Below are 20,637 nucleotides of genomic sequence, written 5' to 3'. Positions count from 1 at the left end.
ACCCCGATGAGTCGGGGTCGACCACACCCCACCCTGTCCGTGACACGGTGGGAAAGTGTGTCGTTGTCCGGGTTTACCAGCGGTACCATCGGCCGCGCCGGCCACCGGTGCCCGCGGAGCGGAATATGAAGCCCAGGGCCCAAACGACCAGGACGATGACGGCAATCCACCACAGGGCCTGGAGCGCGAAGCCGGCGCCGAAAAGAATCAGAGCGAGAAGCAGGACGACCAAAAGGGGAATCATTGTTTTTACCTCCGCCCCACGTCTGCCCCGCCCGAGAGGGCGCATTCCCTGGAATCGGTGCGTTTCGCGCGGCCATTCCCGGAAAGGATCGGGCGTTCGCTCCGCCTCGTCGGCCCGGTGGCCGGGCGGGTCGGTGCCGCAGGGCGTCAGGCGCGGATGTCGGCATGGATGCTCTTGCCACGCGGGTGGTGTTCGACGGTCCACCCGGGGGCGAGGGCGTCGAGGACACGCAGCCCGTGCCCGCCGCCGGGGCCGGGGGTACGGCGAACCGGCGGGTGAGGGGACGTGTCGGTGACGGTCAGGCGTACGCCGTGGGGGATGGGGGTCAGGGTGAGCACGGCGCCGGCGTCGGTGTGGCGCAGGGCGTTGCCGACGAGTTCGGAGGTCACCCACACGGCGGCGTGGATGCGTTCGTGGGCCCAGCCCCAGGCGGTGAGGGTGTCGCGGACCGCGTGACGCACCAGGCGTAAGGCGCCCGGTTCGGGCGGCACGTTCCAGCGGATCGTCTCGCGAAGGTGGGGTGATGCGGGCGGTTCGTCGACCATGTCGATCTCCGGCGGTGGCCTCGGCGTCGAGGGACGGAGCATCCCTGCCCACAAACGACGATCCCAACTGCCCGGGACGCACGGCCTCCATCCCCCTTCGTCGGCCGCCGTCGTGTCGCGGGGCCCCTCGGGGTCCGTCGCCGCGTGTCACGGCAGGGAGGCGCCCTCGTATGCGCACAGCACCGCGCGTACCGACCGCCTCGCGGCGCATCCGCCCCGGTGCCCGCGCAGCAGGTTCCACGCGAAGCAGACCACCATCGCGCCCGCGATGACGCCCAGGACCGCGACGGCCATCATCGGACTGTAGGCGACGGAGGTGATCACGCACGCGATGGCGATCGTCACGAGGCCCCACCCGCCGGCCCGCAGCACCGCCCACCACCCGACGCTCCCGGGATGCCGGCCCCGCTGTCCGGCGAAGACGTGCCGCCCGGTGGCGCACAGTGTGTTGTCGACCCTGTCGAGCTGCGTCATGCCGCCCCCTCGCGAGTGCCCACTGGTACGACCGAGTATCGGCATGTCCTCCGCCGCAGGACGCACCGCCACAATCCTGTTACGCGCTGTCACACGATTGTGACGGGCGCGCCGGACGGTACCTGGCAGGATGCCGGGCATGACGGGAGCCGAGGAGCGGGAGAAATTTCGTCGGGCGCGCTCGTTCGGGGCCGCGGCGGACGCCTACGAGCGTGGCCGCCCGCCCTACCCGCCCGAGGCGGTGGCCTGGCTGGTGCCCCAGGACGCGCGAACCGTGGTCGACGTCGGTGCGGGTACGGGCAAGCTGACCCGGGCGCTACGGGCCGCGGGCCGGGAGGTCGTGGCGGTGGAGCCCTCCGCCGGGATGCGCGAGCAGTTCTCGCACGTGCTTCCCGACGTGCGGGTTCTGGACGGGACCGGGGAATCGATCCCGCTTCCGGATTCGAGCGTGGACGTCCTGGTGTGTGCGCAGGCCTGGCACTGGGTGAACCCGGAGCGAGCCGTCCCGGAAGCCGCCCGGGTGCTGCGCCCGGGCGGGCGACTGGGCCTGGTGTGGAACTTCCGTGATGTGTCGGTGCCTTGGGTGGCGGAACTCGACCGCATCCTGCGCGACTGCGCGGCGGCACCGACGAATGCCCGGCAAGTGGAGGACGTGGGCCCGCCGTTCGGACCCGTCGAGCGGCAGGACTTCCGCTGGAGTCATCCGGTGTCGGCCGCGGAGATCGTGGACATGGTGGCCTCCCGCAGCTACGTGATCACGCTGGAGCCCGCAGCGCGGGAGGAGTTGTTGTCACGGATCCGCGCGTTGCTCGACGCGGAGCGCCCGACGCGGATGCCCTATGCGACCGAGTGCTACCGAGCCGAACTCCCCTCGTTGTGACGGGAAGCCGGTCGAGATCGCGTGTCGACCGGCCGAAGCCCTCGGTACCCGTCACGGCGAGGACGAGCGAGCGCCGTCAGCGCTCGCTGCTCCTGGTGAGGGGGAGTCCGGCGAGGATACGTTCGCGGAGGAGGGGGCCGCGGACGCCGATGTCGGCGAAGTCGTCGGGTTCCGGTGTACCGGTGATAAGGAGTTCGGGGACCAGGAGGTCGGCGAGCGGGGCGTCGGGGGTCGGGTCGACGAGGCCGCCGATGTCCTCGGCGGCGAGGTCCAGGTAGGCGGGGGCGAGGGTCCTGCCGTACAGGGTGCCGCCGATCAGATCGGGGCAGAACTCGTTGCGGAAGATCGACACGGTCGCGCGTAGGTCGCCGTGGATCATCACGAGTTTGTCGGTCATGTCGCCGGTGACGGAGTCGGCGGTCACGTCGCCGAGGACTATCAGTTTCGTGTCGCCCGCCAGGTAGATGTCCCCTGCCCGCAGATTCCCCAGGACGATCAGCGCCGCGTCACCGGCGTCGATGTCGACTATGGCGCCGTCGACGGTCAAGTCGCCGTCGATGATGTATCCGGTCGCCGCGTCGGGCGCACCCTTTGCCCACGGCGTGCGCTCGTGCTCGTCCAGCGGAAGTTCCCCGGTCACCGTGGAGGGGCCCGGCACCAGGATGTACTCCTCCTCGTGCAGGTTCTCGTACGTGCTCTTCGGCAACCCCCGGCGCTCGAACAGGGCCACGGCGTCGTCCCATTGCAGGTATTCGCATCGCATGCGCCGAACCGTAGTACCAGCTGCCGACAGCCGCGCGCGGGCGCTCACCATGTGAGGAGTGCCCGCGCACGGCCGTCGCCTCGTCAGCCGGTCGCCCGTACCGCCTCGCGGATCAGCTCGGCGACCTCCTTGGGCCGGGACACGGCCACGGCGTGCGAGGCGCCCTCGATCTCGACGATCGTCGCCCCGGCCCGCTCGGCTCCGAAGCGCTGGACCTCGGGGTTGATCGCCTGGTCCGCGCCGGCCACGAGCGCCCAGGAGGGCTTGGTCTTCCACGCGGCGGCCGAGGCCGTCTCCGTGAATGCCGAGGTGGCCAGCGGACGCTGCGCCACCGCGAGGACCCTGGTGGTGGCGGCCGGGACGTCGGCGGCGAAGATGTCCGGGAACGCCGCGGCCTCGATGGTGACTTCGACGGCGGGCTCCGCCCCCTCCGTGGGGTACGTCGCCTCCTTCAGGTTGTCGACGAGCGGCGACAGGGGGAAGCGGCCCTGCAACTCGCCCAGGCTCTCGCCCTCTTCGGTGACGTAGGCCGCTACGTACACCAGCCCGACGACGTTGTCCGCAGCGCCTGCCACGGAGATGACCGCACCGCCGTAGGAGTGGCCGACGAGCACCACCGGACCGTCGATCCGAGCAACCACGGACGCGATGTACGCGGCGTCCGACGCCAGGCCGCGCAGCGGGTTCGGTGGCGCGAGCACCGGGATGCCGTGGTTTTGCAGTTCCGCGATGACCCCGGTCCAACTGGCGGCGTCCGCGAAGGCCCCGTGCACGAGCACGGCTGTGGGGGTGGGATTCGTGGTCATGTTCGGGTTGTTCTCCCTGTTGTCGGGGGCCGGCGGAGGTTGTCGGAGGTCGACGTCGAGCGCGGGGTCAGCCGCTGTGCAGCGCCGTGCGCAAGGTGCCGGCGGCCAGCGTGATGGCCGCCTGGGCGGCGTGCGTCCCGCGGAGGGCGTTGAGCATGACGAAGTCGTGGATGATGCCCTGGAAGCGGACGGCGGTGACGGGGACGCCGGCTTCGCGCAGCTTGTTGGCGTACGCCTCGCCTTCGTCGCGCAGCACGTCGGCCTCGCCGGTGATGACCAGGGCCGGCGGCAGACCGGTGAGCTGGTCGATGCCGGCCCGCAGCGGGGAGGCGGTGATCTGCGCGCGCTGCGCGGGATCGGTCGTGTACTGGTCCCAGAACCACTGCATGCCGTCGCGGCGCAGGAAGTAGCCCTCGGCGAACCGGTGGTACGACGGGGTGTCGAAGTTCGCGTCGGTGACCGGGTAGAACAACACCTGCTGCACGAGCGGGACGTCGCCGCGTTCCTTGGCCATCAGGGTCAGCGCGGCGGTCATGTTGCCGCCGACGGAGTCGCCGGCGACGGCCAGCCGCGAGCCGTCCAGGTTCTTGGACCCGCCCTGCCGCACGATCCATTGCGCGACCGCGTAGTTCTGCTCGATGGCGACCGGGTAGCGGGCCTCGGGGGAGAGGTCGTATTCGGGGAAGACCACGGCGGCGTTCGCGCCGACGGCGAGTTCGCGTACGAGGCGGTCGTGGGTGTGGGCGTTGCCGAACACCCAGCCCGCGCCGTGGATGTAGAGGATCACCGGCAGGATCCCCTGCACCCCGGCGGGGCGCACGACGCGGGCGCGCACGCTGCCCGTCGGGCCGCCGGAGACGGTGATCCATTCCTCGTCGATCCGCGGCTTGTCGATCTCGCCGGACTGCACCTCGTCGACGGTCTTGCGCCCCTCGGCGGGCGGCAGGTCGAACAGGTAGGGCGGATTGGCGGTCGCTTCGGCGAACGCGGCGGCCGCCGGCTCCAGCACCGGCCGTACCGGCTCCACAACGTCGGACATGCGAAACTCCTGGGTTCCATGTGAGGTTCCGACCCCTCCGGACCAGACACGGAGATCTGCGGGGCCGTCGATCCTCACGCTAGAACCGCGAAGACGCCGGAGATTGACCGTCCGTGCACCGGGTTCGACCTCACAACGCACGCAAACCGCGGGCGGTGGTGCGCCGGTGCCTCAGGCCTCGCTTCCCAGCGCCCGGCCGATGGCCGCCCGGGAGGTGATCCCGAGCTTGGGGAAAATCCGGTACAGGTGAGCCGAGACCGTGCGCGGCGAGAGTTGCAGCCGCTGTCCGATGTCCTTGTTGGACAGTCCCTGCGCGGCCAGTCGCGCGATGCGCAGTTCCTGCGCGCTCAGCGGGATGTTCGAGCCCTGGACCGCGCCGACCGGGTCGCCGGCGGCACGCAGTTCCTGTTCGGCCAGTTCCCGCCACGAGTCGGCGCGGAGCCGACGGAACGTGTGATGGGCCTCGCGCAGCACCTCCCGGGCCTCGGCGCGGTGCCGACGACGCAGCCACGAGCCGTGCGCGAGGCGCAGACGCGCCATGTCGAATACCCACTGCGCGGCACCGGGCACCGCGTACGCGTCCCGAAAGCGCGCGTCCGCGACCTGGTCCGGCGCGGTCGACGCGGCGGCCGCGGCGAGCAGGAAGGCGTGGTGGTCGGAGATCTTGTCCATCCGGGCGGCTTCGCCGGCCGCCACGTGCGCACGCGCCTCCGCGAGCCGGCCGGTGCGTACCGCCGCCTCGACGAAGTCGAAGAAGACGAGATGGAACCACGGCATGCCGCGCGGCAGCACACCCGGCTCGGTGAGTTCGGTCAGATGCGCGTACGCCTCCTCGTACCGGCCGTGACCCAACGCGGCCAGGCCGCGGAGACGGGTGAGGTTGTCCAGGACGAAGCGCATCCGCGCGGTCGCCGCGACGGGCCGGATCCACCGGTCGACCTCGCGCAGCTCCGCCTCGGCGCCTCGACCCGCGAGGAAATGCGCGTAGTAGAAGCGGAACAACAACGCGTTGTTGCGATAGCCGACGTCGTCGGCCGCCTCCGCCTCCCGCAGGCACAGCTCGGCCGTGTCCCAGTTCCCGCGCAGGAAGTCCTGATAGCGCTCGGCCTTCGCGAGCGAGCCCTGGGTGGCGTAGCCGTGCCGGCCGGTGAACCGACGCCGCAGGTCCGCGTCGGCGGCGTCGACCGCGGACGCCGTCCACAGGGCGAGCCAGCCGTCCCCCGCGGCCTGCTCGTCGCTCATGTCCGTCAGCAGCTGCCGCAGTTCCTCGGCCACGCCGTGCGCGGTACGGGGCGGGTCCACCCACGCGCGGTAGCACAGCCGACCCAGGGGCGACGCCATCGCGAGCCGGCGGTCGAGGGCCTCCCATCCCCGCGGGTCGTTCGTGAGGGACGTGGCGAGCAGCAGCTTGAAACACACCTGCTCGGCCAGGCCACCGAACGAGTCCGCGCCAGGTTGCGCCAACGCCCGCAGCACCTCGGGCAGCAGCGTGAAGGACGACTCGAAGTCGATGCGGTGACTTTGATCGACGTACACCACCGCGTAGCCGAACAGCGGGGCGATGTCGGCGGGGACCGGTCCCTGCTTCAGCTCGTCGACGAGCTGCGCCGTGTGGCACAGTCGGCCTCCGCGCGCGGCCATGACGGCGGCCCACGTCAACCGTCGGGCCCGCCGGTCGGGCGCCAGGCTCAGTGCGGCGGCGCGGTCCAGGAGCAGCGCGCCTTCGGCGTCTCCGCCTCGGCGCGCGAGCCGGCGACCCGCGTGTTCGAGGCGCGCGGCCAGGTCCTCGTCCGGGAGAAGTGCCGCGGCGGCCTCGTGCACCAGGCGCCGCGGATCGTCGGGCAGCAGCGTTTCGGCGATTGTCCGGTGTGCCGCACGCAGGTCGTGGCCCGGGGCGGCGGCGATCACCGCGCTGCGCACCAGCGGGTGGCGAAAGACCAGCGCCTTCGACTCGTCGAGTCGGGCCAGACCGCTCGCCTCGATGTGCGCGAGCGTGCGTTCCGCGTCGTCGCCCGATACGGCGCGCAGCCATGCGCCGGTGTTGCCCGCCGCGGTGCCGTCGCACAGCGCGCTGAGCAGCAGGACACGGAGGGCGTCGGGTGGCAGCGAGTCGATCCGGCCGGCGAACAGGCGTTCCAGGCGTCGACCCAGGGGCAACATCTCGGGCATCGGAAGGAGCCCGTCGACGTGGCCCTCCTCGAGCTGGAGCGGCAGTTCGACCACGGCGAGCGGATTGCCGTCGGCGGCGTCCAGCACCCGGTTCGCCGCCGTGGCGACCATGGCCGGGTAGCGTCGCCGCAACAGCTCTCCCGCATCCGCGTGGGGCAGCGCGCCCACCTCGACGGGGTCGGCCGGCCAACCGTCGTGCGCGTCGGCGTCCGCGTCCGCCTCGGAACGCACGGCGCCCACGATGAGCACCGGCAGGTCGGTGACGCGCCGACGCAGGAACGCGAACACCGTCGCGCTGGACGCGTCCACCCACTGCAGGTCGTCGAGCAGGAGGACGAGCGGCCCCGAACGAGCGGCGTCGGCGAGCATCCGCAGGGCCGCCGCGCCCACCGCGAAACCGCCGGGCGGCATGCCTTCGCGCAGTCCCAGCGCCCGGTACAGGTCGTCGGCGTGCTCCGGTATGTCGTCGCCGCCGTCGAGGAGAGGCCACAGGACCTGGTGCAGTGCCCCGAAGGCCAGTCCCTGTTCCGCCTCGGACCCGACGGCACGCAACACGGTGAAGCCGATCTGCCGGGCCTGGGTCTCCGCCCACGCGAGCAGGGCGGTCTTGCCGATGCCGGCGTCTCCGCGCAGCAGGACCCCGGTGCCTCTGCGGTCGACCCGGACCTCGTGCAGACTCCGGGCGAGCAGCGCCTTCTCGCGCTCGCGACCCACGAGGTCGTGGGCGCTTCGCTCCCGGCCGTCCACTGCCCGTCTCCCTAGTCATCGTTTCGCGCCCTCGGCCGGCCGGGACGGTGGTGTGCGGCCGACCGCAGGCGGCCCACGATCACGCGGTACGGTGCCCGCCCGCGTCGACGCGACGGGCGTCCCCCGGGCGCACCACCCCGTAGGGGCGGCGCCGAGGCTCCGCACGAGCATCGGAGGAGTCCCCGATCCCAACCGCTCCGTCGCCGGTCCACTGTAGTACCCCGCCCCACCGGGTTGCTCCGCCCCACCGGATCGGATCGACCCGGCCCGAGAACGTGTGCGTCCCGTCCGCGTCGCGGAGCTACCCCGTCGCGAGCGGCCGGGCGCGGCGCGTTTCGAACGGTGTGCCGTGCACGGCCGCGAACGCCTGCGTGAAGTGCGCCGTGTCGGCGAACCCCCAGTGACGCGCCACCTCGGTGAGTCGCGGGCGCACGGCGGCACCCCGGTCGAGTTCGCGCACGCACGCGTCGACACGCCGCCGCTGGATGATCCGGCCGAGCGAGGCGCCCTGCCCGTCGAAGAGTCGGTGGAGGTGGTCCACCGTGATGTGCTGCTGTGCCGCGATGGCCTCCGGGGACAGTCCGGGGTCGCCGAGGTGGGCGTCGATGTAGCCGAGGACCTGGTCGACGAGGTGTACCCGTGGGCGTGCGGCATCGGTTCGTGCGACGTCGGCCCGGCACCCCTCTTCGAGGACGGTCGCCAGCAGTTCCGCGGTGTGGCCGGCGAGACGCTCGCCGATCCCGGCGGAGACCTGGACGCAGACGTCGGCGAGCCGTGCGACGAAGTCGACGAAGATCCCGCCGACACCCGATCCGGGCGCGATCACCCGACCCGTCGCGTCTTCCAACGCTCCGCCGAGCCGGGCGACGACGTCGTGCGGCAACCGCACGAGGTTCATCGTGAAGTCGTCGAACTGGCGGACGGCGAAGGGACGGCGCATGTCGACGAGGGCGGCCTGACCGCCCCGGAGCACGGTGTCACGGCCGTCCTGCGCGACGGACGCGACGCCCTGACGCTGGAGGGCGACGGTCACCGCCCCGAGTGGGTGACGGTGCGTCATTCGGGTGCCGCGGCCGAACCCCAGGCCGCTCGACGCGACGGTGAGGACGCGTGCGTATCCGATCCGGGTGCCGGTGAAGACGGCTTCGACCCGACGCCCGCGCGGAACCGTGACCCCGACCGGCCCGAGGGATCGGCGAAACGCGGCTTCGAGGCGCTCACGGGCGTCGCGTTCGTCGTCGAACGTGGCTTCCAGCAGGATGTCCACACCGCCTCCTCACCGGGCCGCGATCGTTCGGGGCGCGCCCGTCGCTTACGCACGGGCGCGTCGGCTCTCGGGCACCAGGTTACGGTCGTATCCGCCGCGAGCCGGCGGCCGCGGTGGCACTTCGCCGACCGGGACCCGGACCCCATGGCCGTCGTCAGGATGGTTGACGGGCGGGGAGCGCCGGGTGCGGTCCCCGCCCCCGGTCGCGCCACTCCGTCGGGGAGACGCCGTACGTAGCGCGGAAGGCCCGGCTGAAGTGGGCCGGGCTGACGAAGCCCCAACGTTGGGCGACCGCCGCCACGGTGGGGCTGCTGCGTCCGCGCCTGGCGAGTTCGCGAGCGCACTCCTCCAGACGGCGGCGCTGGATCAGCCTGCCCACGGTGGTGTCCTCGGACTCGAACACCCGATGGAGGTAGCGCGGCGAGATGCGCTGCGCCCGCGCGACGCGCTCCGGAGTGAGGTCGGGATCGCCGAGGTTCGCGTCGATGTACTCCCGTATACGAAGCGTGAGTTCGCCCGACACCGAGGACGGCGCGGGCGTCGCCGACGGAGCCAGCTCGGTGATCAGGCTCGCCAGCAGCTCCGTGACGTTGCCCGCCACTCTCTCGCCCACCGCCGGTGCGAAGGGATCCGGCGAACACGCCAGCGAGGTCAGCACGGCCTTGACCACGGCGGAGACCCCGGTGCCCGGGACGATGGCCCGCGCGGTGACGGCGCGCAGGTCACGGTCGGCGATGGCCACGGCCCGGCGGGGCACACGGAACGCGTGCACGCGCACGTGGCTCTCGGGTTCGAGGGTGAACGTCCTGTCCGTGTCGACGACGAAGAGTTCGCCCGGGCGCACGAGCGATCCGTGTCCGTCCTGGGCCACCCTGGAGGTGCCGAGTTCCTGGAGCCCGACGCCGAGGTACGGGTCGGCCCGGTCCGCGAAGCGCGTGCGAACCGTGTGCGGCGTGCCCGGGTCCGCCTCGATCGTCGCGACCCGGAGGTAGCCGAGCCTGTTCGTGCGGACCACACGTGGCAACGACGCCCGGTCGGTGACGCTCACCTGTCGCTCCCCGCCTCGGCCTCGTGCCCCGTGGTGCGCGACTCGCGCCAGTCCCGGGGGGAGACACCGAAGGCGGTGCGAAAGGCCCGGCTGAAATGCGCCGGATTGGCGAAGCCCCAGCGCTGGGCGACGGTGGCGACCTTCACCGTGTTCCGGCCGGTACGCCCGAGTTCCCGGCGGCACTCGTGCAGACGACGCCGTTGGATCCAGCGGGCGAGGGTGACGCCTTCCCCCTCGAAGAGCTTGTGCAGATAGCGGACGGATACGTAGTGCGCCGCCGCGATGCTCTCGGGGCTCAGCCCCGGGTCGCCGAGGTGGCAGTTGACGTACCAGCGGATGTCGGCCATCAGTTCGTCGGCACGAGCCGGCCGCGGGTTCTCGGCGAGTTCCGCGATCAGCGTCGAGACGAGGTCCGCCACGTGATGGCTCATCCGGTCGAGCGGTACGTCGGACCCCGAGGTTCGGCACAGGGACACCAGGGCGGACGAGACGAGGGCGGCGGTGCCGCGCTCGGCGTCGAGGACACGTCCGGCCGCTCGCCCGATGGCCGGGTCCGGCTCGGTCAGCAGTCCCCGGGCGAACGCCACGAGTGCCAGTTCGCTGGCTCCCGCGGAGGCGAACGTCGACGGGCGCCGGCCGTCGACGACGAGGAGGGCGCCCGTCGAGAGAACGTCGTCGCGGTCGTCGGTGGACACGGCGATCGATCCGGAGATCGGGATCACGACCACGATCGTGTCCGCGCGGGCGTCCGCGTTCGCCGCACCCCCGAGATCGGGGAGTGCGTCCCCGTCCAGGAGGCATACCGTGCGGGCCCGCAGTGCGGAGCGGTCGGCCGACGACCCGGACGTCGCCTCGGCCCGCGAGGGTTCCGTCACCATGACAGACCGCATCGTCACTCCGCCCAAGTCGCCGTCGTACGGCGCTGGACCGGCCGCTCGATGATCGTGACGCGGTGTCCACGGGTGACGTTAGGTCAACTGACTCACGCGCGGGGTCGGGTCGATCGACCTACGCCCGACATCGCGTCGACACGAGCGGGCCGATTCCGTCGTCGGGCCGGTCAACCGCGCCAGGCGTGCAAGGCGACGTGCAGCGTGTCGACGACCTGGACGCGCGCCGCCCGGGAGGCGTGGCTGTCACGCAGCGCGTCGAGGGCGACGAAGGCGTGAATCGTCCCGTGGTAGCGCAGCGAGACCACGGGGACACCGGCGGTTCGCAGCCTGGCGGCGTACGCTTCGCCCTCGTCGCGCAGGACGTCGGCCTCCGCGACGAGGATCAGTGCGGGAGGCAGGTCCGCCAGTTCGTCGACACCGGCGCACAGCGGTGACACGGTGCTCTCGTCGCTGAGCCCGGAACCGGGCACGTAGCCGTCCACGAACTCGGCATACCACGACGTCGAGGCCGAGGCGGACGCGTCGGTGGTCGGGCAGATCAGCACCTGCTGAAGCAACGGCGCACCGCCGTGGCGCTTGGTGGCCAGGGTCAGGCCGGCCACCAGGTTCGCCCCGGTGGACACGCCGACGGCGGCGACGCGACGCGGGTCGAGTCCCGCGTCCGCGCCGTGTTCGAAGAGCCACGAGGCAATCGTGTGCAGACGCTCCACCGCGGCGGGATGGCGCTCGTCGTGGGGGTGCGGCGGGTCGAGGACGACGACCGCGGCATCCGCGCCGAGCACGAGGTCGCGCTCGAACGCCCGCTGCGGGGGAGCGTCGGTCCGCGTCCGGGACGGGCCGGGTACATACAGGATCACCGGCAGTGGCTCGTCGGCGTCGACGGGGCGCAGGACGCGGACGACCTGACGATCGTCACGCGCGACGGGTACCGTCAGCCTCGCCTCCTCGACGTCGGGGTCCGCGGCGTGGGTGCCGGACGGGATGTCGGACGTGAGGCCGGACGTCTCCGGGTGCCGTCCCGGGAGGCGATCGTCGGGCCGCGCGGTCGAGCGCCCTCCGTCCTTCCCGGTCGAGGCCACGCGCCGGTGCTCGTCCACGAACGCGCGCACCAAGGGTTCGAGCACGACCGGTTCCCGTCCGGGTTGGGGTTCGTGGTCCACGGAGACTCCTGCTTCGGCATGCCCGCGGCCTCTCGACCGACGGGTGCGGCTTCCGATCCCCACCCTACGGAGCGGACCCGGTGCGAGGGCCGCTCCTCCGGGGCAACACGTGCCGCTCCGTGCACAGATTTCTCCACCGACCGCGGACCACCCCCGACGAGCGCCGCCCGCAACCCACGGTGGGCCGCGACCGGCGCCCTGGGGAGAGGGTTACCCGGCCATGCACGCCTTCCACTGGCCGCGGGCGAAGGCCTCGCCGCCGGACCAGTAGTTGTTGTTCCAGTCGATGGTGCACCGCTCCAGCTTGGAGTGCGCGTAGGGCGGGTTCGCGTGTGCCGCGGAGCCGGCGGTCAGTACGAGCACCGGGGCCAGGACGGCCGCGCCGGCGATGGCGGTGGCGATGCTACGGATCTTCATGGGATCAACTCGCTTTTCTGGTGGGAGGATCGGTACCGGTGGTGCGGCTACGGTCGGACCGGGGTGAGCAGGCTCGGGTCGATGACGATCGGCTTGTCGGGACGGAGATCGCCGGGACGGACGAGGTACACCCGGCGCTGGGCGTCGCAGGCCGTGTAGCTCCGCTCGGCGTGCAGCATGGAGTCGATGTGGCTGTGGCCGGTGGTGATCCAGGAGTAGTAGGCGGTGGTGTACACGACATCGCACCGGTAGGCGGCGGCGACGTTGGGGTCGGTGCCGGCCGGAGCCTCGACGGCGGCGGAGGCCGACGCGACGCCCACGCCCAGGGTGCCGAGGGAGAGTGCGCCGATCGCGACCAGGCGAACCAGTCCGGCGCGACCCCTGGAAGCGGGCGCCGGGTCGGTTCGTTCGCGGAGAATCGTTACGCTGCGTCTCATCTGCGTGTTCGTCCCATCTCGTGCGGAGTGCGAGTGGCGCCGCGTCCCGACGGATCGGGACGTGCTTGGACGGCGCGATCCACCGAACCGGTGGGGGTGGCCGGCCACCGACCGCACCCGGTTCGAAACGCGCTGTCGTCATCCTCGCCGTTGTGCCCGGGCAGCGAAATCCCACGGATCTGGGAGGTTTCCGGGACTCGGCGCCAAGCGGCGGCCGATTCGCGGCGGTTGCCCCGAGGGCCGGCCCGGTGTCCGCGTGTTCCGTCCGTCCTTCGGTGGCTCGTCACCCGGCCGGGGGTGTGCGGGCCAGGACGACGATGTCGTCCTGGCGCAGGCTGCCCGCGACCAGTGTTCCGTCGTGTTCGGCGACGCCGGTCACGAAGGCGTACGAACCGTCGTCCGTGCGCAAGTCGTGCACGAGGCGGCCGTCGAGGTCGAACGCCATCACCCAGGCGATGGGGGCGGCCTCGGGGCGGATCGCCTCGGGGAGGTTCCACACCAGCAGCCGAAGGAAGCCCGGCAGCGGCAACAACCGGTCCAGCAGCGCGTTTCGGGGTGCCACGATCGACACCCACACCAGTCCGTCCCGGCCCAGGCTCATGTTGTCGGGCAGGCCGGGGAGGTTGTCGACGAAGGGCTCCATGCCGCCGGCGTTCGGGCCGGTGAGTCGGTAGCGGCTCACCCGGTAGCCGCTGGTCTCGGCCACGAGCAGGTGGGAGGCATCCGGCGCGAGGACGAGGCCGTTGGCGAACTTGAGGTCGTCGCGGAGCACGGTGACGGTGCCGTCGCGGTCGCGGCGGACGAGCAGGCCGGTACAGGAGTGCTCCAGGAAGTCGCCGAGGTGGTGTTCCAGGTCCCAGCGGCGCGTGGACACCGTGAACCAGACGGTCCCGTCCGGGCCTTCCACCACGTTGCTCGCGAAGGTGAGCGGCCGGTCCTCGACCGTGTCGACGAGCACTTCGACCGATCCGTCGGCGGACACGCGCAGCAGCCCCCGATCGTGGTCGCACACCAGGACGCCGCCGTCGGCGGAGGGTTCGAGCCCCAGCGGACGGCCTCCGGTGTTCCCGAGCACCGTGCGGGCGCCGGTGGCGGGATCGATGCGCACGACGGTGCCGTCGTCGAGGCCGGCGAGCAATCGGCCCCGCTCGTCGAAGATCACGTCCTCGGGACCGTGACCGCCGGTCGCGATGCGGCGGCCGACGACGAAGCGGCCGGTGACGTGTGTGCGTCCACGGTCGGCCGGGGCCGGGGGAGGGGCCCAGCGGCGGGGCGAGATGAGCCGGCGGGTCGCGGTCATGGTGGGCTCCCTGGCGGGGGGTCGGCGATGTTCGACGGAAGACGCCCGGATTCGGGGCCGGGGGCGGGGCGATGGGTGACGGACGACGGCACGCGCCGGCACCTTTCCGACGGCCCGGCGGAGTCGAGGCGGCTCCTTCCGATCGTCGCGTCGTCGCCCCGACCGGCCACCTACGCGTGCGATTCGCACTCTTTCACGTACACCGCGGGGACGGCGGCCTCGGCGGGCCCGCTCACGGTGTCGCGCCCGCATGCCGTGCCCTCGGGACGGACACGCGCGTCCCGGTGGGCAGCTCGACGGTGATGCGCAGTCCGCCCCAGGGGCGTGGGGTGATGACGAGGGATCCGTCGTGTACCCGGACGATGCTCTTGACGATCGCCAGCCCCAGGCCGACGCCCGCGTGGTCGTTGCGGATGCGTTCGGTCCCGCGCTGGAACGGTTCGGTGAGGGTGGAGACCAGCTGTGCGGAAAGCACCTCGCCGCTGTTCTCGACCGTGAGCACCACGGTGTTCGCGCGCACCGCGGTCTCGACCCACACGACGCCCTGTTCGGGCAGGTTGTGCACGATGGCGTTGTGGACGAGGTTCGTCGTCATCTGGAGCAGGAGTGCCGGCGACCCGACGGTGGGGGTGATCTCGCCGGAGGCATCGATGGTGACACCGCGTTTCTCGGCGAGCGGGAGCAGTGTTTCGGCGGCTTCCTCGACCAGGAGCGACAGGTCGACGGGTTCGCGGGTGACGGAGCCCTGGTCGGTGCGGCTGAGCACGAGCAGCGCCTCGGTGAGTTCGATCGCCCGGGCGTTGACGGCGTGCAGGCGGGCGACGAGTTCGCCGTGGTCGTGGGTCGGATTGTTGCGGGCCACGTCGAGCAGCGTTTGCGAGATCGCCAGCGGGGTGCGCAGTTCGTGCGAGGCGTTGGCGGCGAATCTTCGCTGTTCGGCGACGTGTTCCTCGAGCCGGGCGAGCATCGCGTCGAAGGTGTCGGCGAGTTCGCGGAACTCGTCCTTGCGGCCCGGCAACCGGATCCGGTGGGAGAGCGACCCGTCGGCGGCCTTGCGCGTGGCGTCCGTGATGCGGGTGAGCGGGGCGAGCATGCGGCCGGCGAGAATCCATCCGCCCACCAGACCGAACACCAACAGGAAGCTCATGATCGTGGTCGCGACCGGCATGAAGGTGCGCAGAAAGATCATGCGACCGTGCCGGGGGACCATACCGTCGCTGTCCCTGATCGGCTTGTAGGGCACATAACGCCAGATGGACCACCACAGCACGATGAGCAGCAGGAAGCCGGCCAGCATGAGGAAGCCGGCGTAGCTGAGGGTGAGTTTGAGGCGGGCGCTCAGCCCGGGAGCCCGCTCCGGCGGCTGCTCGGGTGTGCTGTGCACGGCCGGCGGAGGCGCCTTGCCCAGGGGTTGTACGGACGCCCTATGCACGGTCGTGGCCCTCGCGAGCGTGCTCCGGTTGGGTATCGATGCGATAGCCGACGCCGGGTACGGTGAGGATGATCCAGGGTTCGCCGAGCCGTTTGCGCAGGGCCGAGACCGTGATGCGTACCGCGTTGGTGAACGGGTCGGCGTTCTCGTCCCATGCCCGCGCCAGGAGTTCCTCGGCGCTGACGACCCCGCCCTCGGCGGCGACGAGGACCTCGAGCACGGCGAACTGCTTCCTCGTCAGCGCCACATAGCGCCCGTCGCGGTAGACCTCCCGACGAAAGGGGTCCAGTCGCACACCCGCGAGCTCGCGCACCGGGGGCCGGCTGTGTGCCCGTCTGCGGTCCAGGGCCCTGAGCCTGAGCACGAGTTCGCGCAGCTCGAACGGCTTCGTCAGGTAGTCGTCGGCGCCGAGTTCGAACCCGGTGATCTTGTCGTCGATGCGGTCGGCGGCGGTGAGCATGAGGATGGGCATGCCGCTGCCGGAGGCGATGATGCGGGTGGCGATCTCGTCGCCGGAAGGCCCGGGGATGTCCCGGTCGAGGATGGCGATGTGGTAGCTGTTGATGCTCAGCAACTCCAGGGCGGCGTCGCCGTCTCCGGCGATGTCGGCCGCGATCGCCTCCAGGCGCAGGCCGTCGCGGATGGCCTCGGCCATGTAGGGCTCGTCCTCGACGATCAGCACACGCATGCCCCGATGCTACGAGGCGCCGCATATCGTCGGCCTATCGAAAAGCGCATACGTACCGGCAACGGCACGTCGCCTTCACTGGCGCGATGTCCTACCGTGAGCCGACACCGCCGTGTACCTCCCCGTCCGACCGGGCCGACGCGGGGGCGATGCACCGATGAGCCGAACCGCACCCCGCCGCGACTCCCCGGCCGCGGGAGCACGTTTGACCGTCGCCTCGATCGGTGCGAACGAGCACCTGGCGTTCGTGCGGGCGCGGCGCTCGGTCAGCTTCCTCCAGACTCCGGCGTGGGGCCGCGTCAAGACCGAGTGGCGCAGCGAATCGGTCGGCTGGTACGACGGTCCGCGGCTGGTCGGCGCCGGGCTCGTGCTGCACCGTCCGGTGCCGCGGCTGGAGCGGTACACGCTCGCCTATCTGCCCGAGGGGCCGACCATCGACTGGACCGGTGACATCGACGCCTGGCTCGACCCGCTGGCGGCCCACCTCAAGGCGCGCGGGGCGTTCGCGATCCGGCTGTGCCCGCCGGTGCGCGTGGACACCTGGAGCGCGGAACAGGTCAAGGAGGGCGCCGCCGATCCGGGCATCCGGCGGCTCACCGACATCCCCGGTCGCTCGCCCGACCCGGTCGGCGCCCATGTGAGCGGCCGGCTCCGGGACGCCGGATGGTTGCCGCAGAGCCCGGAGGACGGGTTCGGGCTCGGTCAGCCGCAGTTCAAGTACGAGATTCCGCTGGCCGGCAGGACCGAGGACGACGTGCTCGGGGGCATGAACCAGCTCTGGCGTCGCAACATCAGGAAGGCCGAGAAGGAGGGCGTCGAGGTCACGATCGACACGGACCTGGCGGCGTTCCACGACCTCTACGTGCACACCGCCGAACGCGACCGCTTCATTCCGCGGCCGTTGCGCTACTTCGAGAGCATGTTCGCGGCGATGAGCGCGGAGGATCCGGAGCGGATCAGGCTCTACGTGGCTCGGCACGAGGGCGACCCGGTCGCCGCGACCATCCTGGTCCGCGTCGGTGCGCACGCGTGGTACTCGTACGGCGCGTCCTCCACCGCCAAGCGCGAGGTGCGCGGTTCCAACGCGTGCCAGTGGGCGATGATCCGCGACTCGCTGGCGGCCGGCTGCGACGTCTACGACCTGCGCGGCATCACTCCCACCCTCGATGCCGACGATCCGCACGTGGGCCTGATCCGGTTCAAGGTCGGCACCGGCGGTCGGGCGGTGCGGTACGTCGGCGAGTGGGACCTGCCCCTGCGACCGATGGTCTACCGGGCCTTCGACCTGTACATGAGGCGTCGCGGGCGATGACGCCGCGTTCGCGCCGAACCACCCGGATTTGCCGTTCCCACAGAAATACCCGTGGGTAACATAGCGTCGGCATATCGAAACCCGCATACGTTCCGACAACGCCACGCCGCCTTTACTGGGTGGCATGAGTTATCGCGATCCGACAGGAACCGAGGCCCGTCGCACCGGATCCGCGGCGTCCTCGTCCTCGGCTTCCTCCTCCGTTTCCCGAACCACGGGAATCACGATCTATGGTTGTGAGCGGGACGAGGCCGCTTTGTTCCGGGAAATGTCACCCCGCTTCGACATCGTGCCGACCATCACCGCGGCAGCGCCATCCGAGGCCAATATCGAGCTGGCCTCGGGGAACCGCTGCATCAGCGTCGGCCACAAGACGCGCATCGCCGACGCCACCCTCCTCGCGCTCAGCCGGGTCGGCGTGGCGTATATCTCCACACGAAGCATCGGATACGACCACATCGATGTGAAATACGCGGAGAGCGTCGGGATCACGGTCGGCAACGTCTTCTATTCTCCCGACAGTGTGGCCGACTACACGCTGATGCTCATCCTGATGGCATTGCGAAATGCCCGATCCATCATCCGCCGTGCGGACGCGCACGACTACTCACTCAACGACGTGCGTGGGAAGGAGTTGCGTGACCTGACCGTCGGGGTGGTGGGAACGGGGCGCATCGGCGCGGCCGTCGTGGACAGATTGCGGGGCTTCGGCTGTCGGATAGTGGCCCACGACACCACCCCCAGACTCGCGGCGGATTATGTCGACCTCGACGAACTGCTGCGCGTGAGCGACATCGTGACGCTGCATACTCCGCTCACCGCGGACACCCACCACCTCATCGACGGCCGACGCATCGGGCGCATGAGGAACGGTGCCTTCATCGTCAACACCGGACGCGGCGCACTGATCGAAACCGAGGCCCTGATCGCGGCGCTGGAGCGCGGCGAATTGGGCGGCGCGGCGCTGGACGTCCTCGAAGGAGAGGAAGGAATCTTCTACGCCGACCGCCGGGACAAGAGTGTCGAAAGCAAGTCGTTGCTGCGGCTGCACGAGCTTCCGAACGCACTGGTCAGCCCGCATACCGCCTATTACACGGATCACGCCCTCCGGGACACGGTCGAAAACTCCATCGTCAACTGCCTGAAATTCGAGAGCGGAGATCAGCGTGGCTGAGACAAGAATCGGGATCATATTCGGGGGCAGCTGCGAAGAGCACCCCATCTCCGTCAAATCGGCGCAGCTGGTCGCGCGCAACATGGACCCGGAAAAGTATCTGCCCTTCTGGATCGGGATCACGAAGGACGGCGCCTGGAAACTGTGTGACGGTCCCGATACGGACTGGGCGGACGGCAATTGCCGTCCGGTCGTACTGGCACCGGACCCGAGCGTGCACGGACTGCTTCTCCTGGAGTCGGGTCGCTACGAGACGATCCGCCTGGATGTCGTGTTGCCCGTGCTGCACGGCAGGCTCGGCGAAGACGGCGCGCCGCAGGGTCTGCTGGAGCTCTCCGGAATACCCTATGCGGGTTGCGACGTCCAAAGCTCCGCGCTGTGCATGGACAAATCCCTTGCCTACGCCATCGCCGCGGGCGCGGGAATCGACACGCCGAATTTCATCACCGTCACGGCGGACGAGAAGGTCGACGCCGACGGGATTTCCTACCCCGCGTTCGTGAAGCCGGCCCGTTCCGGATCGTCGTTCGGGGTCGGCAAGGTGTCCCGGCCGGAAGAGCTGGCCGATGCGATTGCCGCGGCACGTGGATACGACTCGAAGATCCTGATCGAAGAGGCCGTCGTCGGCAGCGAGGTCGGCTGCGCGATATTGGGCAACGACCCGGAATTGATCACCGGCGAAGTGGACCGTATCGCGCTGTCGCACGGATTCTTCAAGATCCACCAGGAGGCGGCGCCCGAAAGAGGCTCCGACAATTCGACACCGATCGTGCCCGCCGACATCCCGGCCAAGTCGCGCGCTCGCGTCCAGGAAACGGCCAAGGCCATCTATCGCGCCCTCGGATGCAGGGGGCTGGCCCGCGTGGACATGTTCCTCACGCCGACCGGAAACGTGGTCCTCAACGAGGTCAACACCCTCCCCGGGCTCACCTCGTACAGCCGTTATCCGCGCATGATGGCAGCCGCCGGATTCCCGTTGTCCGAAGTGATCGATCGGCTGGTGTCGTTGGCGATCGAAGGAAAGAATCGATGAACGACGACTTCGCCTTCGTCGACGAACTGATCCCCGGGGTGCGGTGGGACGCCAAGTACGCCACCTGGGACAACTTCGTCGGCAAGCCGGTGGACGGGTATCCGGCCAATCGCATCGTCGGCACGAGGGCCTTGTGCGCGGCGCTGAAAAGAGCGCGGGAAGAGGCCGCGTCGGTCGGGTTCGACCTGCTTCTGTGGGACGGTTACCGTCCCCAGCGCGCGGTCGACCGATTCGTGAGCTGGTCGACCCAGGCGGAGGACGGTCGGACGAAGGCGCGACACTATCCGAATATCGACAGAGCCGAGATGTTCGAAAAGGGGTATGTCGCCGCCAAGTCGGGCCACAGTCGCGGCAGTACCGTCGACCTGACGCTCTACCACCTGGATACCGGCGATCTGGCTCCGATGGGCGGCCACCACGACCTGATGGACCCGATCTCGCACCATGGAGCACGGGGGATCACGCCGGTCGAAACGACCAACCGGCAATACCTCCGCTCCATCATGGAGGCCGCCGGGTTCAGCGCGTACGACTGTGAATGGTGGCACTACACGCTGAAGGACGAGCCCTACCCGGACACCTATTTCGATTTCCCCATCGCGTAGTCGGGAAGCCCCCGACGGCCACGCCGAACGTCCGGCGGTTCGCGAGACCGGTGACGGTCGTCCCCGAACCGCCGGAGTTCGCCGCGACGACCGCGCCGGCGGCCGTTGCCCATTCCGTGGCCGCGACGATCCCGACGTAGGGCGGCAGGACGGCGAGCATCCGCCATGCGGCCGCGGCCGCGGCCGAGTTCGGGTCGGGTCAGG

The 20,637-nt window shown here is 70.6% G+C and carries 21 protein-coding genes; 5 read left to right on the top strand and 16 right to left on the bottom strand.

Translation table 11 applies throughout. From position 1 onward, the window contains the following. Positions 1 to 73: 73 nt before the first annotated feature. From ACFRCG_RS26280 to ACFRCG_RS26270, 3 genes are all read right to left on the bottom strand, one after another. The gene (locus ACFRCG_RS26280) at positions 74 to 244 is read right to left on the bottom strand and encodes a DUF5670 family protein (RefSeq protein WP_078981957.1); all 171 of its coding nucleotides are present in this window, start codon (positions 242 to 244) and stop codon (positions 74 to 76) included. Positions 245 to 390: 146 nt separating this feature from the next. Further along, a complete protein-coding gene (locus tag ACFRCG_RS26275; RefSeq protein WP_380035696.1) occupies positions 391 to 789 on the bottom strand; it encodes an ATP-binding protein in 399 nt (132 codons plus the stop codon). 147 nt (positions 790 to 936) lie between these two features. Continuing rightward, positions 937 to 1,263, bottom strand: a complete 327-nt coding sequence (locus ACFRCG_RS26270; protein WP_380035694.1) for a hypothetical protein — start codon at positions 1,261 to 1,263, stop codon at positions 937 to 939. 139 nt (positions 1,264 to 1,402) lie between these two features. On the opposite strand from ACFRCG_RS26270, the gene ACFRCG_RS26265 reads away from it, so the two are divergent. Beyond that, on the top strand, positions 1,403 to 2,143 hold the full coding sequence (locus tag ACFRCG_RS26265) for a class I SAM-dependent methyltransferase (RefSeq protein WP_380035691.1): 741 nt from the start codon (positions 1,403 to 1,405) through the stop codon (positions 2,141 to 2,143). A gap of 76 nt (positions 2,144 to 2,219) precedes the next feature. On the opposite strand, the gene ACFRCG_RS26260 is transcribed toward ACFRCG_RS26265, so the two are convergent. The 13 genes from ACFRCG_RS26260 to ACFRCG_RS26200 form a co-directional block, all read right to left on the bottom strand. Further along, on the bottom strand, positions 2,220 to 2,906 hold the full coding sequence (locus ACFRCG_RS26260; protein ID WP_380035688.1) for a hypothetical protein: 687 nt from the start codon (positions 2,904 to 2,906) through the stop codon (positions 2,220 to 2,222). Between the two features lie 83 nt (positions 2,907 to 2,989). Further along, positions 2,990 to 3,712, bottom strand: a complete 723-nt coding sequence (locus ACFRCG_RS26255) for an alpha/beta fold hydrolase (protein WP_380035685.1) — start codon at positions 3,710 to 3,712, stop codon at positions 2,990 to 2,992. 67 nt (positions 3,713 to 3,779) lie between these two features. Beyond that, a complete protein-coding gene (locus tag ACFRCG_RS26250; RefSeq protein ID WP_380035682.1) occupies positions 3,780 to 4,751 on the bottom strand; it encodes an alpha/beta hydrolase in 972 nt (323 codons plus the stop codon). Positions 4,752 to 4,922: 171 nt separating this feature from the next. Continuing rightward, a complete protein-coding gene (locus ACFRCG_RS26245) occupies positions 4,923 to 7,667 on the bottom strand; it encodes an AAA family ATPase (protein ID WP_380035679.1) in 2,745 nt (914 codons plus the stop codon). Between the two features lie 301 nt (positions 7,668 to 7,968). Further along, positions 7,969 to 8,934 (bottom strand): helix-turn-helix domain-containing protein, encoded by a 966-nt coding sequence (locus ACFRCG_RS26240; RefSeq protein ID WP_380035676.1) that lies wholly within the window; start codon positions 8,932 to 8,934, stop codon positions 7,969 to 7,971. Between the two features lie 154 nt (positions 8,935 to 9,088). Continuing rightward, a complete protein-coding gene (locus ACFRCG_RS26235) occupies positions 9,089 to 9,982 on the bottom strand; it encodes a helix-turn-helix domain-containing protein (RefSeq protein ID WP_380035674.1) in 894 nt (297 codons plus the stop codon). Then, a complete protein-coding gene (locus ACFRCG_RS26230; RefSeq protein WP_380035671.1) occupies positions 9,979 to 10,860 on the bottom strand; it encodes a helix-turn-helix domain-containing protein in 882 nt (293 codons plus the stop codon). Before ACFRCG_RS26230 ends, ACFRCG_RS26235 begins: the two co-directional genes overlap by 4 nt. A 182-nt stretch (positions 10,861 to 11,042) precedes the next feature. Continuing rightward, positions 11,043 to 12,035 (bottom strand): alpha/beta hydrolase, encoded by a 993-nt coding sequence (locus ACFRCG_RS26225; protein WP_380035669.1) that lies wholly within the window; start codon positions 12,033 to 12,035, stop codon positions 11,043 to 11,045. Positions 12,036 to 12,245: 210 nt separating this feature from the next. Then, complete coding sequence (locus tag ACFRCG_RS26220) at positions 12,246 to 12,452, bottom strand: hypothetical protein (RefSeq protein ID WP_380035666.1); 207 nt, start codon at positions 12,450 to 12,452, stop codon at positions 12,246 to 12,248. Positions 12,453 to 12,499: 47 nt separating this feature from the next. Then, complete coding sequence (locus tag ACFRCG_RS26215; RefSeq protein WP_380035663.1) at positions 12,500 to 12,889, bottom strand: hypothetical protein; 390 nt, start codon at positions 12,887 to 12,889, stop codon at positions 12,500 to 12,502. 283 nt (positions 12,890 to 13,172) lie between these two features. Continuing rightward, positions 13,173 to 14,189: an SMP-30/gluconolactonase/LRE family protein gene (locus tag ACFRCG_RS26210; protein WP_380035660.1), complete on the bottom strand. Its 1,017-nt coding sequence runs from the start codon at positions 14,187 to 14,189 to the stop codon at positions 13,173 to 13,175. 232 nt (positions 14,190 to 14,421) lie between these two features. Then, positions 14,422 to 15,486, bottom strand: a complete 1,065-nt coding sequence (locus ACFRCG_RS26205; protein ID WP_380035711.1) for a sensor histidine kinase — start codon at positions 15,484 to 15,486, stop codon at positions 14,422 to 14,424. A 127-nt stretch (positions 15,487 to 15,613) separates the two neighbouring features. Then, a complete protein-coding gene (locus ACFRCG_RS26200) occupies positions 15,614 to 16,309 on the bottom strand; it encodes a response regulator transcription factor (protein ID WP_380035657.1) in 696 nt (231 codons plus the stop codon). 157 nt (positions 16,310 to 16,466) lie between these two features. On the opposite strand from ACFRCG_RS26200, the gene ACFRCG_RS26195 reads away from it, so the two are divergent. From ACFRCG_RS26195 to vanX, 4 genes are all read left to right on the top strand, one after another. After that, on the top strand, positions 16,467 to 17,621 hold the full coding sequence (locus ACFRCG_RS26195) for a lipid II:glycine glycyltransferase FemX (RefSeq protein WP_380035655.1): 1,155 nt from the start codon (positions 16,467 to 16,469) through the stop codon (positions 17,619 to 17,621). 124 nt (positions 17,622 to 17,745) lie between these two features. Next, entirely contained in the window at positions 17,746 to 18,795 is a 1,050-nt protein-coding gene (locus tag ACFRCG_RS26190; RefSeq protein WP_380035653.1) for a D-isomer specific 2-hydroxyacid dehydrogenase family protein, read from the top strand. Further along, complete coding sequence (gene vanA, locus ACFRCG_RS26185) at positions 18,788 to 19,828, top strand: D-alanine--(R)-lactate ligase (RefSeq protein ID WP_380035650.1); 1,041 nt, start codon at positions 18,788 to 18,790, stop codon at positions 19,826 to 19,828. Before ACFRCG_RS26190 ends, vanA begins: the two co-directional genes overlap by 8 nt. Next, positions 19,825 to 20,433, top strand: coding sequence for a D-Ala-D-Ala dipeptidase VanX (vanX, locus tag ACFRCG_RS26180; RefSeq protein WP_380035647.1), 609 nt, complete (start codon positions 19,825 to 19,827; stop codon positions 20,431 to 20,433). The genes vanA and vanX overlap by 4 nt, the downstream gene beginning before the upstream one ends. The last annotated feature ends 204 nt before the right edge of the window (positions 20,434 to 20,637 follow it).

Origin of the sequence: Embleya sp. NPDC056575, assembly GCF_042793325.1 — a bacterium.
In the GTDB taxonomy this organism is placed as follows: domain Bacteria; phylum Actinomycetota; class Actinomycetes; order Streptomycetales; family Streptomycetaceae; genus Embleya.
Note: the sequence above shows the minus strand (reverse complement) of the source record. Positions and strands in the feature narration are given on the sequence as shown.

Bases quoted from the DNA above. Each gene is read 5' to 3' on its own strand.
- ACFRCG_RS26265 (WP_380035691.1), top strand. From the start codon at position 1,403: ATGACGGGAGCCGAGGAGCGGGAGAAATTTCGTCGGGCGCGCTCGTTC.
- ACFRCG_RS26250 (WP_380035682.1), bottom strand. From the start codon at position 4,751: ATGTCCGACGTTGTGGAGCCGGTACGGCCGGTGCTGGAGCCGGCGGCC.
- ACFRCG_RS26215 (WP_380035663.1), bottom strand. From the start codon at position 12,889: ATGAGACGCAGCGTAACGATTCTCCGCGAACGAACCGACCCGGCGCCC.
- ACFRCG_RS26275 (WP_380035696.1), bottom strand. From the start codon at position 789: ATGGTCGACGAACCGCCCGCATCACCCCACCTTCGCGAGACGATCCGC.
- ACFRCG_RS26220 (WP_380035666.1), bottom strand. From the start codon at position 12,452: ATGAAGATCCGTAGCATCGCCACCGCCATCGCCGGCGCGGCCGTCCTG.
- ACFRCG_RS26190 (WP_380035653.1), top strand. From the start codon at position 17,746: ATGAGTTATCGCGATCCGACAGGAACCGAGGCCCGTCGCACCGGATCC.
- ACFRCG_RS26210 (WP_380035660.1), bottom strand. From the start codon at position 14,189: ATGACCGCGACCCGCCGGCTCATCTCGCCCCGCCGCTGGGCCCCTCCC.
- ACFRCG_RS26200 (WP_380035657.1), bottom strand. From the start codon at position 16,309: ATGCGTGTGCTGATCGTCGAGGACGAGCCCTACATGGCCGAGGCCATC.
- ACFRCG_RS26270 (WP_380035694.1), bottom strand. From the start codon at position 1,263: ATGACGCAGCTCGACAGGGTCGACAACACACTGTGCGCCACCGGGCGG.
- ACFRCG_RS26230 (WP_380035671.1), bottom strand. From the start codon at position 10,860: ATGGTGACGGAACCCTCGCGGGCCGAGGCGACGTCCGGGTCGTCGGCC.
- ACFRCG_RS26260 (WP_380035688.1), bottom strand. From the start codon at position 2,906: ATGCGATGCGAATACCTGCAATGGGACGACGCCGTGGCCCTGTTCGAG.
- ACFRCG_RS26195 (WP_380035655.1), top strand. From the start codon at position 16,467: ATGAGCCGAACCGCACCCCGCCGCGACTCCCCGGCCGCGGGAGCACGT.
- ACFRCG_RS26280 (WP_078981957.1), bottom strand. From the start codon at position 244: ATGATTCCCCTTTTGGTCGTCCTGCTTCTCGCTCTGATTCTTTTCGGC.
- vanX (WP_380035647.1), top strand. From the start codon at position 19,825: ATGAACGACGACTTCGCCTTCGTCGACGAACTGATCCCCGGGGTGCGG.
- ACFRCG_RS26255 (WP_380035685.1), bottom strand. From the start codon at position 3,712: ATGACCACGAATCCCACCCCCACAGCCGTGCTCGTGCACGGGGCCTTC.
- ACFRCG_RS26205 (WP_380035711.1), bottom strand. From the start codon at position 15,486: ATGCTGGCCGGCTTCCTGCTGCTCATCGTGCTGTGGTGGTCCATCTGG.